At 73.8% G+C, this 15,707-nt stretch carries 10 protein-coding genes; 3 read left to right on the forward strand and 7 right to left on the reverse strand.

The genetic code is table 11. The annotated features are described in order from the left end of the window. Positions 1-14: 14 nt before the first annotated feature. Both VKK44_RS21975 and VKK44_RS21980 read left to right on the forward strand, forming a co-directional pair. Complete coding sequence (locus VKK44_RS21975; RefSeq protein ID WP_343443112.1) at positions 15-1,190, forward strand: PQQ-dependent sugar dehydrogenase; 1,176 nt, start codon at positions 15-17, stop codon at positions 1,188-1,190. 54 nt (positions 1,191-1,244) lie between these two features. After that, complete coding sequence (locus tag VKK44_RS21980; protein WP_343443113.1) at positions 1,245-2,852, forward strand: metallophosphoesterase family protein; 1,608 nt, start codon at positions 1,245-1,247, stop codon at positions 2,850-2,852. 372 nt (positions 2,853-3,224) lie between these two features. On the opposite strand, the gene VKK44_RS21985 is transcribed toward VKK44_RS21980, so the two are convergent. The 6 genes from VKK44_RS21985 to ligA form a co-directional block, all read right to left on the reverse strand. Further along, positions 3,225-5,573: a transketolase-like TK C-terminal-containing protein gene (locus VKK44_RS21985; RefSeq protein WP_343443114.1), complete on the reverse strand. Its 2,349-nt coding sequence runs from the start codon at positions 5,571-5,573 to the stop codon at positions 3,225-3,227. Between the two features lie 107 nt (positions 5,574-5,680). Then, positions 5,681-7,177, reverse strand: coding sequence for an Asp-tRNA(Asn)/Glu-tRNA(Gln) amidotransferase subunit GatB (gatB, locus tag VKK44_RS21990; RefSeq protein WP_343443115.1), 1,497 nt, complete (start codon positions 7,175-7,177; stop codon positions 5,681-5,683). Between the two features lie 11 nt (positions 7,178-7,188). Then, on the reverse strand, positions 7,189-8,664 hold the full coding sequence (gatA, locus tag VKK44_RS21995) for an Asp-tRNA(Asn)/Glu-tRNA(Gln) amidotransferase subunit GatA (protein WP_343443116.1): 1,476 nt from the start codon (positions 8,662-8,664) through the stop codon (positions 7,189-7,191). Then, positions 8,661-8,966 carry an Asp-tRNA(Asn)/Glu-tRNA(Gln) amidotransferase subunit GatC gene (gene gatC / locus VKK44_RS22000; RefSeq protein WP_091580658.1) on the reverse strand — a complete coding sequence of 102 codons (306 nt, stop codon included), beginning with the start codon at positions 8,964-8,966 and terminating at the stop codon, positions 8,661-8,663. Before gatC ends, gatA begins: the two co-directional genes overlap by 4 nt. A 107-nt stretch (positions 8,967-9,073) precedes the next feature. Beyond that, on the reverse strand, positions 9,074-11,662 hold the full coding sequence (locus tag VKK44_RS22005) for a putative bifunctional diguanylate cyclase/phosphodiesterase (protein WP_343443117.1): 2,589 nt from the start codon (positions 11,660-11,662) through the stop codon (positions 9,074-9,076). A 152-nt stretch (positions 11,663-11,814) separates the two neighbouring features. After that, positions 11,815-13,968 (reverse strand): NAD-dependent DNA ligase LigA, encoded by a 2,154-nt coding sequence (gene ligA / locus VKK44_RS22010; protein WP_458351552.1) that lies wholly within the window; start codon positions 13,966-13,968, stop codon positions 11,815-11,817. Positions 13,969-14,149: 181 nt separating this feature from the next. On the opposite strand from ligA, the gene VKK44_RS22015 reads away from it, so the two are divergent. Continuing rightward, complete coding sequence (locus tag VKK44_RS22015; protein ID WP_343443119.1) at positions 14,150-14,683, forward strand: type II toxin-antitoxin system PemK/MazF family toxin; 534 nt, start codon at positions 14,150-14,152, stop codon at positions 14,681-14,683. 6 nt (positions 14,684-14,689) lie between these two features. Here VKK44_RS22015 and VKK44_RS22020 read toward each other — a convergent pair whose 3' ends face one another. Continuing rightward, positions 14,690-15,703, reverse strand: a complete 1,014-nt coding sequence (locus VKK44_RS22020; RefSeq protein ID WP_343443120.1) for an ADP-ribosylglycohydrolase family protein — start codon at positions 15,701-15,703, stop codon at positions 14,690-14,692. Positions 15,704-15,707: the final 4 nt, after the last annotated feature.

Below are 15,707 nucleotides of genomic sequence, written 5' to 3' on the forward strand. Positions count from 1 at the left end.
CTAGGCTGGGCCGGGTGAGCCCGCGACTCCCGTTCCTCCGCGCCCGCCGTCTCCGGACGGTGCTGGCGGCGTCCTGCGCGGCGCTGCTGCTGGGCACCGCCGGCTGCGCGCTCGGCGAGCCCGAGCCGGACCCGGCCGGCGAGCCGCCCAACCTGCCGACGCCGTCGAGCACGGCCGGTCCCGGCGGGGCCGGCCAGCAGGTGGTGGCCACGGTGCTGGCGAAGGGGCTGGCGGTGCCGTGGGCGATCGCGTTCCTGCCCGACGGCGCGGCGCTGGTCACCGAGCGCGACAGCGGGCGGATCATCCAGGTCGGCCCGGAGTCGGGGCCGGACGGGCTGGCCGTCCGGCCGGTGCAGACGGTGCCCGGCGTGGTGGCCGGCGGTGAGGGCGGCCTGCTCGGCATCGCCGTCTCCCCGACGTACGCGCAGGACCGGATGATCTTCGTCTACTACACGGCCGAGGCCGACAACCGGGTCGCGAAGCTGCGGCTGGGTCAGACGCCGACGCCGATCCTCACCGGCATCCCGAAGGCCGGCAACCACGACGGCGGCGGGTTGGGTTTCGGCCCGGACGGTTTCCTCTACGCGAGCACCGGGGACGCCGGGCGCACCGCCAACGCGCAGGACCCGAAGAGCCTCGGTGGCAAGATCCTCCGGATCACCCCGGACGGCAAGCCGGCCCCGGGCAACCCGACCGCCGGTTCGCCGGTGTGGTCCTCCGGGCACCGCAACGTGCAGGGCTTCGCCTGGATGCCGGACAAGCGGATGTACGCGGTGGAGTTCGGCCAGAACACCTGGGACGAGATCAACCAGATCAACCAGGGCGGCAACTACGGCTGGCCGCAGGTCGAGGGGCGTGGCGACGACAAGCGCTACGTGGACCCGGTCGTGCAGTGGCGCACCGGTGACGCGTCCTGCTCCGGGCTGGCCGCCGTGGAGCGGCTGCTGGTCGCCGCCTGCCTGCGCGGGCAGCGGCTGTGGCTGGTCGAGCTGGCCGGCGACGGGACCGTCCTGGGCCAGCCCCGCGAGCTGCTCACCGGCCGGTATGGTCGGCTGCGCGCCGCGGCCGTGGCGCCGGACGGCTCGATCTGGGTGAGCACCTCGAACCGGGACGGCCGGGGCCGGCCGGCCGCCGAGGACGACCGGATCCTGCGACTGGTCTTCGCGGACGGCGGCGCCGGCCGGAGCTGAGCTGCTTCCGGCGGGTTTGCCAAGATCACACACTGGGCAGGTCAGAATCTCAGCATGGACGGCCAGGAGAACGAGGAGCAGCGCACCGGGGACGGGACGTCCCCGGTGACCGGGCGTGCCCGCCGCTTCGCGGCCTGGCGGCCGGGTCACCGGCTGCGCCGGGTGGGCGTGGTGCTGGCGCTGCTCGCGGTCACGCTCGGCGGCATCGTGGTCGGCACGTTCGCCGGCGGCCACGTCGGCACCGACATCGGCCCGTTCCGGGCGGAGCTGAAGCTCAGCCCGTCGTTGAGCGGCGGCACCACTGTCGACATCCCGCCGTTGGGCGCGCTGCTGCTGGACAGCCACGACGGGCCGGCGTACCTGACCGTCGAGGTGGGTTCCCTGGACCAGCGGCGCACCGAGGCGCTGATCGACGACCCGGCGAGCATCAGCCGGGCCAGCCAGTCGGCGGTGCAGGACGTCCGCGACGGCGTGATGCGGCTGGGCCTGAAGACGCTCGCCTCGGCGGTGCTGGCCACCCTGCTCCTGGCCGGGTTGGTCTTCCGCGACGTGCGGCGGACCGCCTGGGCCGGCGGGCTGGCGCTGGTCATCACCGCCGGCAGCCTCGGCCTGGGCGCGGCCACCGTACGGCCGCAGGCGATCGAGGAGCCCCGGTACGAGGGCCTGCTGGTCAACGCGCCCGCGATCGTTGGTGACGCCCGGCGGATCGCCAACGACTACACCAAGTACGCGGAGCAGCTCCAGCGGCTGGTCGGCAACGTCAGCAAGCTCTACACCACGGTCTCGGCGTTGCCGGTGGTGCAGCCGTCCCCGGGCACCACCCGGGTGCTGCACGTCTCGGACATGCACCTCAACCCCACCGGCTGGCAGCTGATCCGCACGGTGGTCGAGCAGTTCGGCATCGACGTCGTGATCGACACCGGGGACCTCACCGACTGGGGCAGCGAGCCGGAGGCGTCCTACGTCGGCTCGATCGGCCTGCTCAAGAAGCCCTACGTCTACATCCGCGGCAACCACGACTCGCCGCGGACCGCCGCGGCGGTGGCCCAGCAACCGAACGCCGTCGTGCTGAACAACTCGACCACGACCGTGGCCGGGCTGACCATCGCCGGCATCGGCGATCCGCGGTTCACGCCGGACAAGGAGACCTCGCCGGCCGGCAGCGGACTCACGTCGGCGGTGGCCAACCAGGTGATCGGCGCCGGCGAGCAGCTCGCCGCCACGGTGGAGAAGTCGCCGCGGAAGGTGGACGTGGCGCTGGTGCACGACCCGGCGTCGGCCGGGCCGCTCTCCGGCACCTGCCCGCTGGTGCTCTCCGGGCACACCCATGCCCGCCAGGTGTCGAAGCTGCCGCAGGTGCCGGGCGAGCAGCCGACGACGCTGATGGTGGAGGGCTCGACCGGTGGGGCCGGGCTGCGCGGGCTGGAGGGCGAGAAGCCCACGCCGCTGACCATGACGGTGCTCTACTTCGACCAGCAGAAGCTGCTCCAGGCGTACGACGAGATCACCGTGGGCGGCACCGGGCAGTCGCAGGTCAACCTGGAGCGGCACGTCATCCGGGACCCGGCCAAGGGCGACGAGGTGCCGGTCACCCCGACACCGACCCGTGGCGCGCCGGAATCGGGGTCGCCGAGCGCGACACCGGCACCGACCCCCAGCTGACGGCACCGCCTCGTTACTTTCCGTGTCGGCGGCGTGGGGACGGGGTGTCGGCCTGCGCCCCCTTTGCTCTGCAACCATCGACGCAGCAGGCACCGATTGTCACCGCGCCGGCGACCGGCACCGCGCGACGGCCCCGACCTTTACGCAGGTCGGGGCCGTGCTGCGGAGATGGCTGCAAAGCAAAGGCCGCGAACGGCGCCACTTTCGCTCCGCCCGGCCATCACGCTGCGCGACGAGGCGTGCCGCTCACACTCCGCGACGGCGCGACCGCTCACACTCCGCCTCGGCGCGACCGCTCGCACCGCGACGGCGCGTTCCGCTCACGCCGCACGACGGTGCGTCTCGCCGGCGCCGCGCAGCCGTCCGGCCGGGTCAGCGCAACGCGAGCGCCGCCAGCGCCGCGTTGACGATGCTGCCGGGCAGCAGGTCGTGCAGCTCGTACAGCTCCCGGACGCTGCCGGACTGACCGAACTCGTCCACCCCGAGCGGCACCGCCGGAGCGCCGACCGCCGAGCCGAGCCAGGCCATCGCGTGTGAGGCCGCGTCCTGCACGGTGACCACCGGCACCCGGTCGGCGAACGCCGACCGCAGCGCGCCGGGCACGCTCGGCACGGTGGCGGTCCGCACGCCCTGACGCAGCGTCCGCTGCCACGCGCGGTAGAGCCGGTCCAGGCTGGTCACGTCCACCACGTGCGCGGCGACGCCCTCCTCCGCCAGCTCCGCGGCGGCGGCCAGGACCTCGGGCAGCACCGCGCCGGAGGCGGCGAGCTGCACGACCGGGGCGTCGACAAGCTCCGGGTACGCCTGGTGCGCGTCGACGAGCCGGTACGCCCCGGCCACCACCTGCCGGCGCAGCACCGCGTCGCCGAGCCGGGCCCGGGCCGCCTCGAACGGCGCCTGGTCGATCGGTCGGGTGCTGAGCCGGAAGTAGTACGCCCCGTCCTCGGCCGGCGCGGCGGTCGCCGCCGGCGCGCCGCCGCCCGCGATCTGCCCGAGCGCGTCGCAGAGCAGCCAGTCCAGGCTGCCGGCGTACGCGGGCTCCAGGAACGTCACCCCGGGCAGCTCCAGGCCGACCGAGGCGGTGATGGTGGACTGGTGCGCGCCGCCCTCGGGCGCCAGGGTGATGCCGGACGGGGTGCCGGCCACCACGAACCGGGAACCCGAGTAGGTGCCGTAGAGGAACGCGTCGAGCCCGCGCAGCACGAACGGGTCGTAGACGGTGCCCACCGGCAGCAGTGGCTGACCGGACAGGTCCCACGACAGGCCGAGCTGGCCCAGCAGCAGGAACAGGTTCATCTCGGAGATGCCCAGCTCGATGTGCTGCCCGGCGGGGCTCTCCGTCCAGCGCAGCATCCGGTCCTCGGTCCACGAACGCTGCTCGGTGGGGGCGAACACGCTCGTCTTGTTGATGAACCCGGCCAGGTTCGTCGAGGTGGCCACGTCCGGCGCGGTGGTCACCAGGTAGGGCGCCACCTGCGGGTCACGGGCCAGGTCGACGAGCACCCGGCCGAAGACCTCCTGGGTGGAGATCGGCTTGTTCGCGCGTACCCGGGTCGACTCCGGCACGGTGACGCCGAGCGCCCGCTCGCGCGGCGCGCGGGACAGCGCCTCCCGGCGCTCGCCGGCCCGGATGCCGGCCGGGGACGCCGGGTCGAAGCGGTCCCACTCGGTCTCCGCGGTCAGGCCCTGCGCCGTCCGCAGCGCGGCCACCTGCTCCGGGCTGAGCAGCGCCGAGTGGTTGCGCGGGTTGCCGGCGATCGGCAGCCCCCAACCCTTCACGGTGTACGCGAACACCACGCTGGGCCGGTCGGTGACCGCGTCGCACTGGGCGTACGCGTCGAGCAGCGCCTGCGCGTCGTGCCCGCCCAGATCGGTGACGAGCGGACCCAGCTCGTCGTCCGGGACGTCGGCGACGAACGCGGTCACCTCGTCCGGAGCACCGTCCAGGAACTGCTTGCGCAGGACCGGCCCGGCCAAGCCGAACAGCGACTGGTACTGCTCGTTCGGCATCCGGTCGATCCAGTCGCGCAGCGCCGCACCGCCCGGCCGGGCGTACGCCTCGGCGAGCTTGCGGCCGTACTTGACCTCCACGACGTGCCAACCGGCCGCCTCGAACTGGCCACGCCACTGGTTGATCCGGATGCCGGGGACCACCCGGTCCAACGACTGGCGGTTGAAGTCGACGAGCCACATCACGTTGCCCAGGCCGGTGGTGGCCGGGTCGGCGACCGCCTCCCAGATGTTGCCCTCGTCCAGCTCCGCGTCGCCGATCAGCGCGATGAAACGGGAGTGCGGGCGCGCGCCGAAGTGCGCGTCGACGTAGCGGCGGGTCACGGCGGCGAACAGCGGCGCGGCGGCGCCCAGGCCGACCGAGCCGGTGGAGAAGTCGACCTCGTCCGGGTCCTTGGTCCGCGACGGGTACGACTGGAGGCCGCCCCGGGCGCGCAGCTTCGGCAGGTAGGACCGGTCCAGGTTGCCGAGCAGGTACTGGATGGCGTGGAACACCGGGGAGGCATGCGGCTTCACCGCGACCCGGTCCTCGGCGTCCAGGTGCTGGAACCAGAGCGCGGTCATCGCGGTCACCAGCGACGCGCTCGACGCCTGGTGGCCGCCGACCTTCACCCCGTCGCCGGTGTCCCGGTCGTGGTTGGCCGCGTCGACGATGCGGGTGGCGAGCCAGAGCACCCGACGCTGGATCTCGTCGAGGACGTCGGTGTTCACGCTGTCTCCATCCGGGCGTCGCCGTTGACGCCCTCTGTGTGAGGTGAGGCGTTAAGAAGGGCCCCTTCTTATGCACCAGGCGTTAAGAAGGGGCCCTTCCTTCCGTGTCAGGCAGCGCCGAGGCGCTCCAGGATCAGCTCGCGGACGGTCTTCGCGTCCGCCTGACCGCGGGTGGTCTTCATGACGGCGCCGACCAGCGCGCCCGCCGCCGCGACCTTGCCGCTGCGGATCTTGTCGGCGATGGCGGGGTTGGCGGCGATCGCCTCGTCCACGGCGGCGGTGAGCGCGCCGGTGTCCGAGACGACCTCCAGGTTGCGGTTGGTCATGATCTCGGTCGGCGAGCCCTCGCCGGCCACCACGCCCTCCAGCACGGCGCGGGCCAGCTTGTCGTTGAGCTTGCCGGCGTCCACCAGGCCCTGCAACTCGGCGACCTGCGCCGGGGTCGCGCCCACGTCGGCCAGCTCCACGCCGGTCTCGTTGGCCCGCCGGGACAGCTCACCCAGCCACCACTTGCGGGCGGCGGCCGGCGTGGCACCGGCGGCCACCGTGGCCTCGATCAGCTCGACCGCGCCGGCGTTGACCACCGACTCCATGTCCAGGTCGGACAGGCCCCAGTCCTGCTGGATCCGCTTACGGCGCAGCCGCGGCAGCTCCGGCAGGGCGGCCTTCAGCTCGGCCACCCAGGCGGTGTCCGGCGCGAGCGGCACCAGGTCCGGCTCCGGGAAGTACCGGTAGTCGGTGGCGGTCTCCTTGGACCGGCCCGACGTGGTGTCGCCGGTGTCCTCGTGGAAGTGCCGCGTCTCCTGGACGATCCGGCCGCCCGCGTCCAGCACCGACGCCTGACGCAGCATCTCCGAGCGCACCGCCCGCTCGACCGAGCGCAGCGAGTTGACGTTCTTGGTCTCGGTCCGCGTGCCCCACTCCTCGCCCGGCAGGTTCAGCGAGGTGTTGACGTCGCAGCGCAGCGAGCCCTCCTCCATCCGCACGTCCGAGACGCCCAGCGAGCGGATCACGTCACGCAGCTCGGCGACGTAGGCGCGGGCGATCTCCGGGGCGAGCGCGCCGGTGCCGGGGATCGGCTTGGTGACGATCTCGACCAGCGGGATGCCGGCCCGGTTGTAGTCGACGAGCGATTCGGTGGCGCCGTGGATGCGACCGGTGGCACCACCGACGTGCAGCGTCTTGCCGGTGTCCTCCTCCAGGTGCACCCGCTCGATGCCGATGCGCACCAGCTCGCCGTTGACCTCCACGTCCAGGTGGCCGTCGAAGCAGAGCGGCTCGTCGTACTGGCTGATCTGGAAGTTCTTCGGCATGTCCGGGTAGAAGTAGTTCTTCCGGGCGAACCGGCACCACTGCGCGATCGAGCAGTTCAGCGCCAGGCCGATCCGGACGGTCGCCTCGATGGCCGCCTTGTTGGCCACCGGCAGCGAGCCGGGCAGGCCCAGGCAGACCGGGCAGACCCGGGTGTTCGGCTCGCCACCGAAGTCGGTCGGGCAGCCGCACCACATCTTGGTGTTCGTGCCCAGCTCGACGTGGGTCTCCAGGCCGATCACCGGTTCGTAGCGCGCGACGACCTCGTCGTACGCGGGCAGTGTCGTCGTCATCTGTTCCTGCCTCACAGTGCCGGTGGGGTGAACGTGCCGACCGTGGACTCCAGCGCGGCGGCCACCCGGTACATCCGGTCGTCGGCCATGGTCGGAGCCATGACCTGGAGACCGACCGGGAGCCCGTCGGACAGCCCGCACGGGACCGAGATGGCCGGGCCGCCGTAGAGGTTCGTCGGGATGGTGAACAGGTCCGCCAGGTACATCTGGTACGGGTCCGAGGTGCGCGCGCCGATCGGGAACGCCACGAACGGCGTGGTCGGCGAGATCAGCGCGTCCACCTGCTCGAACGCGGCGGTGAAGTCCCGGGTGATCAGCGTGCGGACCTTCTGCGCCTGGCCGTAGTAGGCGTCGTAGTAGCCCGAGGAGAGCGCGTACGTGCCGAGCATGATGCGGCGCTTCACCTCGGGCCCGAAGCCGGCCTCGCGGGTCAGCGACATGACCTCCTCCAGCGACCGGTTGCCGTCGTCGCCGACCCGCAGGCCGAACCGGACGCCGTCGAACCGGGCCAGGTTGGAGGAGCACTCGCTCGGCGCGATCAGGTAGTAGGCCGGCAGCGCGTACGAGAAGTGCGGGCAGGACACCTCGACGATCTCGGCACCCAGCTTGGCCAGCGCCTCGACCGACTCGCGGAACGCGGCCACCACGCCCGGCTCGGCGCCCTCGCCGGTGAACTCGGTGACCACGCCGAGCTTCACGCCGGTCAGGTCACCGCTGGCGCCGCGCTTCGCCGCGCCGACCACGTCCGGCACCGGGGCCGGGATCGAGGTCGAGTCGCGCGGGTCGTGACCGCCGATCACCTGGTGCAGCAGCGCGGCGTCGAGCACCGTACGCGCGCACGGGCCGGGCGTGTCCAGCGACGAGGAGAACGCCACCAGGCCGTACCGGGAGGTGCCGCCGTAGGTGGGCTTCGCGCCGACGGTGCCGGTGACCGCGCCGGGCTGGCGGATCGAGCCGCCGGTGTCCGAGCCGATCGCCAGCGGCGCCTCGTACGCGGCGAGCGCCGCCGCGCTGCCGCCGCCGGAGCCGCCCGGGATGCGCCCGGTGTCCCACGGGTTCCGGGTCGGCCCGTACGCCGAGTACTCCGTGGACGAGCCCATGGCGAACTCGTCCATGTTCGTCTTGCCGAGCATCACCGTGCCGGCGGCACGCAGCCGCTCGACGATCGTCGAGTCGTACGGCGGACGCCAGCCCTCCAGGATCTTCGAACCGACGGTGGTCGGCACGCCCTTGGTGGTCAGCACGTCCTTGACCGCGACCGGCACGCCGGCCAGCGGACCCAGCTCCTCGCCGGCGGCGCGGCGCTCGTCCACGGCCCGCGCGGCGGCGAGCGCACCGTCGGTGTCGACGTGCAGGAACGCGTGCACCCGGTCGTCGACGGCGCCGATCCGGTCCAGGTGGGCCTGGGCGACCTCGACCGCCGAGGCGTCACCGTTGGCGACGAGGCCGGCGATCTCCGTCGCGGTCAACTTCGTCAGGTCGGTCATGAGGCCACATCCTCGTCCAGGATCCGCGGGACGCGGAACCGCTGCTCCTCGGCGTCGGGCGCACCCGACAGCACCTCCTGCGGGGTCAGGCTCGGCGTCACCACGTCCTCGCGGAGCACGTTGGTCAGCGGCACCGAGTGGGAGGTCGGCGGGATGTCCGCCGCGGCGACCTCGCCGACCTGCGCGACCGACTGGAGGATCACGTCGAGCTGGCCGGCGAACGTGTCCAGCTCCTCCTCGGTGACGGCGAGCCGCGACAGTCGCGCGAGGTGCGCGACCTCCTCGCGGGAGATGGCGGCCATCGGGTGCCCCCTTCGTGGCTGTCCTTCAGACGTCTGCGGTGTGCCGGCCGCGCGTCCGACGGAGAACGATGACGCGCGGTGACCGGAGCGAGTCTATTGTCCCGCCGTCACGACGACGCCTTCGACTCCCCCTCCGCCGCCGGCCCGCCCCGACCGTCGCCGTCCGCCGCGACCGGACGGACCGGGCGGTAGCGCGACAGCCAGGTGATCAGCTCCTCCGCCGGCATCGGCCGGGCGTGGAACCAGCCCTGCGCCACGTCGCAGCCGGCGGCGTGCAGCAGCCGCCAGGTGCGCTCGTCCTCCACGCCCTCGGCGACCACCCGCAGCCCGAGCGCGCCGGCCAGCTCGATCATCGAGCGGACGATCGCCGCGTCGTCCGGGTCGTCGGCCATCCCCAGCACGAACGACCGGTCCACCTTCACCTCGGACAGCGGCAGCCGACGCAGATGCTGAAGGGAGGAGTAGCCGGTGCCGAAGTCGTCGAGCGCGATCCCGACGCCGATCCGGTGCAGTTGGGTGATGCTGGCCAGCACCCGCCGGGGGTCGGCCATCAGCGCGCCCTCGGTGATCTCCACCTGGAGCCGCTCGGGTGGGACGCCGTACCGGGTCAGCCGGTCGGCGATCTGGTCGGCGATCTCACCGGTGTGCAGGTCCCGCACGCTGACGTTGAGCGCGGCCCGCAACGTGAGCCCGGCCGCGGACCACTTGGCGAGCTGCTCCACGACGTCGTCCACCACCCGGCGGGTGAGCAGCCGCATGACCGCGCTCTGCTCGGCGACCTGGATCAGCTCCCCCGGGTCGACCATGCCCCGGCGCGGGTGCCGCCAGCGCAGCAGCGCCTCGACGCCGACCACCTCGCCGGTGGCGATGGCGATCTGCGGCTGGTAGTACATGGTGATCTCGCCGGCCTCCGCGCCCGGTGCGGACCCCGCGGCGGGCACGGCCTCCACCGGGGGTACGGCCTCCACCGCGGGTACGGTCTCCGGGGCCGGTACGGCAGTCGCCGCTTCCTCCGCCGCCTCCGCCGCCGGCGCGGTCGACGCGGCCAGCGCCGTGTCACCACCGCCGGGGCGGACCGGGTCGGGGAGCCGGGCAGTCCGGCGGCGGATCGGGTCGGCGCCGGTGAGGATCCGCTCGATCAGGTCGTCGTCGGAGCGCGCCTCGACGCGTTCCCGACGCCACCGGAGCCGCCGACGGGCCGGCGCGACGCCGGCCCGTTCCGCGTCCCGGCCGGCGCCGTGGACCGACCGCGCGCCATGGACCAGCCGCGTGTCATGGACCGGATGCCCCTCGGGGACCGGCCGGGCGGCGGGCAGACCCGGCGTCAGCGCCGCGCCGTCCCCGCCGCGCACGCCCACCGGCGCACCGGGCGGTGACGACGGCGGGTGCGGCGGGGACTCCAGCACCCGGCGCAGGTCCGCCAGGAGGCTCAACCGCTCGGCCGAGTTGTGGTCGGACTCCGGCGCGTAGACCGCGACCGTGTCGGTGCGGTGCTTGGCGTCGTACATGGCCACGTCGGCGTGCCGCATCAGCGTGGCGAAGTCCTCGCCGTGCTCGGGGAAGAGCGCGACGCCGATCGAGCCGCCCACGTCCAGCGGCAGCCCGTCCAGCGGCACCGGCTCGGCCAGCGCGGCGACCACCCGGTCGGCCCGCTCCCGGGCCTCCTCGACGCCGGCCAGACCCGGTACGACGATGGCGAACTCGTCGCCGCCGAGCCGCGCCACCATCTCGTCATCGCCGACCACGTCGATCAGCCGGGCGCTCACCTCGACCAGCAGCCGGTCACCCACCGCGTGCCCGAGCGCGTCGTTGACGTGCTTGAACCGGTCGAGGTCGAGCAGCAGCAGGGCCACGTGGGCGTCCGGCTCGCCGCGGGCGGCCCGCTCCGCGTGCAGGTGCACCTGCTCGGCCACCTCGGTGAGCAACGCCTTGCGGTTGGGCAGCCCGGTCAGCGGGTCGACGTCGGCGAGCTGCTCCCGCTCGGCGGAGAGCCGGGCCATCCGATAGACCGCGAAGAGCGGCACCAGCACCAGCGGGATCAGCGCCGCGCTGGCCCGGGCGGCGGCCACCAGCACCGGCGCGAGCAGCAGCAGCGAGCCGGTGGAGAGCAGCTCGTAGGCCAGCCCGAGCCGCACGCTGGGCCACCACCGGTCCCCGAAGCGCAGCCGGATGGCGGAGTTGACCAGGCCGTAGTTGACCACGAACCAGACCACCGTGGCGCCGCCCACCGCCGCCACGTCGCTCCAGTGCAGCCCGCCGCCGTCGAACAGCTCGCCCGGACCGAGCCAGGTGACCACGTACGCGGCGGCCAGCGCGCAGGCGTACTGGGCCGCGTTGAAGCCGGTGCGCCAGGCGGCGTACCCGAGACGCCAGCCGGAGACGGCCACCGCCACGGCCTGCACCGCCACGGCCGGGCCGAGCCCCCAGCCGAGCAGGATGGCGAACGTGAAGCAGGTCGACGGGAAGACCGCCGAGGTCTGCCGCCGGCCGGGCGGGACGAACGGGCGGGCGTCGCAGGCGACGGCGAGCGCCGCCATGGTCCAGAACGCGACCGGCAGCTCGGTCAGCCGGTCGGGGAGCGCGGCCAGCGGCCGGATCGAGACGAGCAGGGCGACGACGCCGACCGCACCGACGAAGCCGAAGAACGGCCCGGTCCGCCCCGGCGGGACGGAGTTGCGCGGGTCGCCGGTCGCCATCGCACCTCCCGGGCACGGTCATGGCACGCGCCGTCGCGCGCCGTACGCCAATGAAACGCCCTCCGGGCCGATTTCCCCGACACGACAGTCACGAATCGGTGGTAGTCGTAATTAAGTTGGTATACGCCGCCGGACGGCCACGCGGGCGGCCGTCACTCCTCCACCCGGGCCACCGCCCGGGCCGCCTCCGGACCGGACTCCAGCAGCACCCGGAACCCGTCCTCGTCGAGGATCGGCAGCTTCAGCGTGGCCGCCTTGTCGGCCTTGGTGCCCGGGTTGTCGCCGACCACCACGAAGCCGGTCTTCTTGGAGACCGACCCGGTCACCTTTCCGCCCCGGCTCTGGATCGCCTCGGCGGCCTCGTCACGGCTGAACCCGGCCAGCGTGCCGGTGACTACCACGGTGACCCCGTCGAGCGGGCGCGGCCCCTCGTCGCCGGACTCCTCGGCCATGCGGACACCGGCCTCGGCCCACTTGCGCACCACGTCGCGGTGCCAGTCGACGGCGAACCACTCCTTGAGGCTCGCGGCGATCGTCGGCCCGACGCCGTCCACCGAGGACAGCTCCTGCTCGGACGCCTCCTCGATCGCGGTGACGGAGCGGAAGTGCCGGGCGAGTGCCTGGGCCGCGGTCGGGCCGACGTGCCGGATGGAGAACGCCACCAGCACCCGCCACAGGTCCCGTTCCTTCGCCTCGGCCAGGTTCTCCAGCAGCTTGGTGGCGTTGCTGCCGAGGCTGCCGTCCTTGTTCACGAAGAACGGCGAGCGGGCGAGCTGCTCGGCGTCGAGCTGGAACAGGTCGCCCTCGTTGGTGATGATCTGCGCGTCCAGCAGCGCCGCCGCGCCCTTCTCGCCGAGCACCTCGATGTCGAGCACCTTGCGGCTGGCCAGGTAGAAGACCCGCTCGCGGATCTGCCCCGGGCAGGCCCGCCCGTTGGGGCAGCGGATGTCGACGTCGCTCTCCTTGGCCGGCGCGAGCGGCGTGCCGCAGGCCGGGCAGGTGGTCGGCATGACGAACGGGCGGGCGTCGGCCGGCCGCAGGTCGACCACCGGGCCGAGGACCTCGGGGATGACGTCGCCGGCCTTGCGCAGCACCACCGTGTCGCCGATGAGCACGCCCTTGCGTTCGACCTCGCGGGCGTTGTGCAGGGTGGCCAGCGCGACCGTGGAGCCGGCCACCAGGACCGGCTGGAGCACGGCGAACGGGGTGACCCGGCCGGTGCGCCCGACGTTGACGTCGATGTCGAGCAGCTTGGTGTTGACCTCCTCCGGCGGGTACTTGAAGGCGATCGCCCAGCGCGGCGCGCGGCTGGTCGAGCCGAGGCGGCCCTGGATGGAGACCGGGTCGACCTTGACCACCACGCCGTCGATCTCGTGCTCGACGTCGTGCCGGTGCTTGCCGTACCAGGCGATGTATTCCGCCACGCCGGCCAGGTCGGCCACCACCTTCCAGCGGTCGCTGGTGGGCAGCCCCCACGCCTTGAGCGCGGCGTACGACTCGGACTGCGCGGCCGGCCGGTAGCCCTTGCGGGCGCCGATGCCGTGCACGGTGAGGCGCAGCGGCCGGCCGGCGGTGACCCGCGGGTCCTTCTGCCGGAGGCTGCCGGCGGCGGCGTTGCGGGGGTTGGCGAACGGCGCCTTGCCCTGCTCGACCAGGCTCGCGTTGAGGTCGGCGAACCCGGCCACCGGGAAGTAGATCTCGCCGCGCACCTCGATCAGCTCGGGCACGTCGGGGAAGTCGTCGGACGGGGTCAGCCGGGCCGGCACGCCCTTGATGCTGCGGACGTTGGCGGTGACGTCCTCACCGGTGCGGCCGTCGCCGCGGGTGGCCGCCCGGACCAGCCGGCCTTTCTCATAGGTCAGGTTGATGGCCAGGCCGTCGACCTTGAGCTCGCAGAGGTAGGGCACCGGGCCGCCGGCGTCGCGCTCGACCCGCTCGGCCCAGGCGGCCAGCTCCTCGTCGGCGAACGCGTTGTCGAGCGAGAGCATCCGCTCGGCGTGCGTGACCGGGGTGAAGTCGGTGGAGAACGTGCCGCCGACCCGCTGGGTGGGCGAGTCGGGGGTGCGCAACGCCGGGAACTCCGCCTCCAGCGCCTCCAGCTCGCGCAGTTGCCTGTCGAACTCGGCGTCGGTGATCGTCGGCGCGTCCAGCACGTAGTAGCGGTACTGGTGCTCGGTGAGCTCCTGGCTCAGCGTGGCGTGCCGCTCCCGGGCCTCCAGGGTCGGCTCGGCGCCGGCCGCCGCCTCCTGGGCGGCGTCGACCGTCGGGGGAACCGCTTCTTCGGACACGCCGCCACCATCGGACACCGCTGTCGACCTCCCGTGCTCGTGCTACCCCCGAACCGTAACGCTCGGCTGTGACAACCGTCCGCCCACCCGCGCTGAGCAGGCGTCCCGCCGCCCCGGCGACGCGTGCCGCGCCGCGGAGCGGACGGGCCGCGACCGTGCGACGATCGCTGGGCCGAAGCGGACGGAAGGCGGGGTACGGATGCGCGACGCGCTGATCTGGGCACTGGTGATCGTGGCCTGTGTGGCGGCGGGCTGGCTGTGGAGCGAGTGGCGCCGCCGCACCGCCGACGGGCGGGGGAGCCGGCCCGGTGGTGGGCGGGGCAGCCGGCCCGGTCGCGGTCGGGGCACCCGGCCCGGTGGTGGGCGGGTCGCCGCTCCGCCGAAGCCGCGCGGCGCCGACCGGCCGGCCGGGGACCGGCCGCGGCCCGGGCAGATCTGGTGGGCCGACGTGCCGTATGCCGAGGGCACCGGTTCGAAGGTGCGCCCCTGCCTGGTGCTGCGCGTCGACGGCCGGGCGGCCGACGTTCTGAAGATCACCAGCCAGGACAAGTCGGACCGGGACGACCACGTGCGGATCCCGACCCGCACCTGGGACCCGGGCGCGGACCACGACAGCTTCCTCGACGTCAGCGAGCCGATCCGGGTGCCGCTGGACGCGTTCGCGGACCGCGCCGGTGACTGCGACCCCGAGGTGTGGCGCGGCGTACGCCGCCTGCCCCACCTGACCGCGTAGCGGCGCTCAGTCCAGCGTGTCGGCCAGGGCGGTGAGCTGACCGGCGTACTCGATGCGGTCGGACCAGCCGGCCGGCCAGGCGGCCATGCCGTGCGCGGCCCCGAGGAACGCCCCGGCCAGCGCGGCGATGGAGTCGGAGTCGCCGGCGGTGGTGGCGCCCCGGGCCAGCGCGGCGACCGGTTCGTCCGGGTGCCGCAGCGCGCACAGCAGCGCGGTCGCGAGCGCCTCCTCCGCGATCCACCCCTCGCCGGTGAGTCGGCACGGGTCGCCACCGTCGTCGGGGCGGGCCAGCGCCGACTCCAGCCGACCGAGCACCCGCAGGCAGTCGTCCCACCCGCGGGCGATGAACTCCGCCGGACCGGTGACGCCCGGACGCTGCCACAGGTCGCCGAGCCACTCGCCCCGGTAGACCGTGCGCTGCTCGCGGGCCCGCTCGGTGAGCAGGCCGGGCAGCGCCGGCAGCGTCGCGCCGTCGCGCACCAGCCGGACCGCGTACGCGGTCAGCTCGCTGGCCGCCAGCCCGGTCGGGTGACCGTGAGTGAGGCCGGCCTGGAGCTGGGCCAGCCCGGCCAGCGTGTCGAGGTCGACGTCGAGCAGCCCGACCGGGGTGACCCGCATGTTCGCGCCGCAGCCCTTGGAGCCGGCGACCGTGGCCGCCTGCCACCGGGTGCCCCGGCTCAGCTCGGCGCAGGCCCGCAGACAGGTCATGCCCGGCGCGCGGTTGTTCTCCGGGCTGGCCGCCCAGTCGACGAAGCGCCGCCGCAGCAACGGCTCGACCACCTCCGCCGTGTACGCGGGCGCGTCGTGCAACGCCCACGCCACGGCCAGCGCCATCTGGGTGTCGTCGGTGACCAGCGCGGGGTCACCTTCCAGCTCGCGGGGGCCGGCCGGGCCGTAGCGCCGGACGATCTCGGTGACGGTGAGGAACTCGGTCGGCTTGCCCAGGGCGTCGCCGTAGGCCAGGCCGAAGAGCGAGCCGGCGGCGCGTCGGTCGGTGGAGGCGGTCACGGTGGTGATCATGCAC

This window comes from Micromonospora sp. DSM 45708, assembly GCF_039566955.1.
Taxonomy (GTDB): domain Bacteria; phylum Actinomycetota; class Actinomycetes; order Mycobacteriales; family Micromonosporaceae; genus Micromonospora.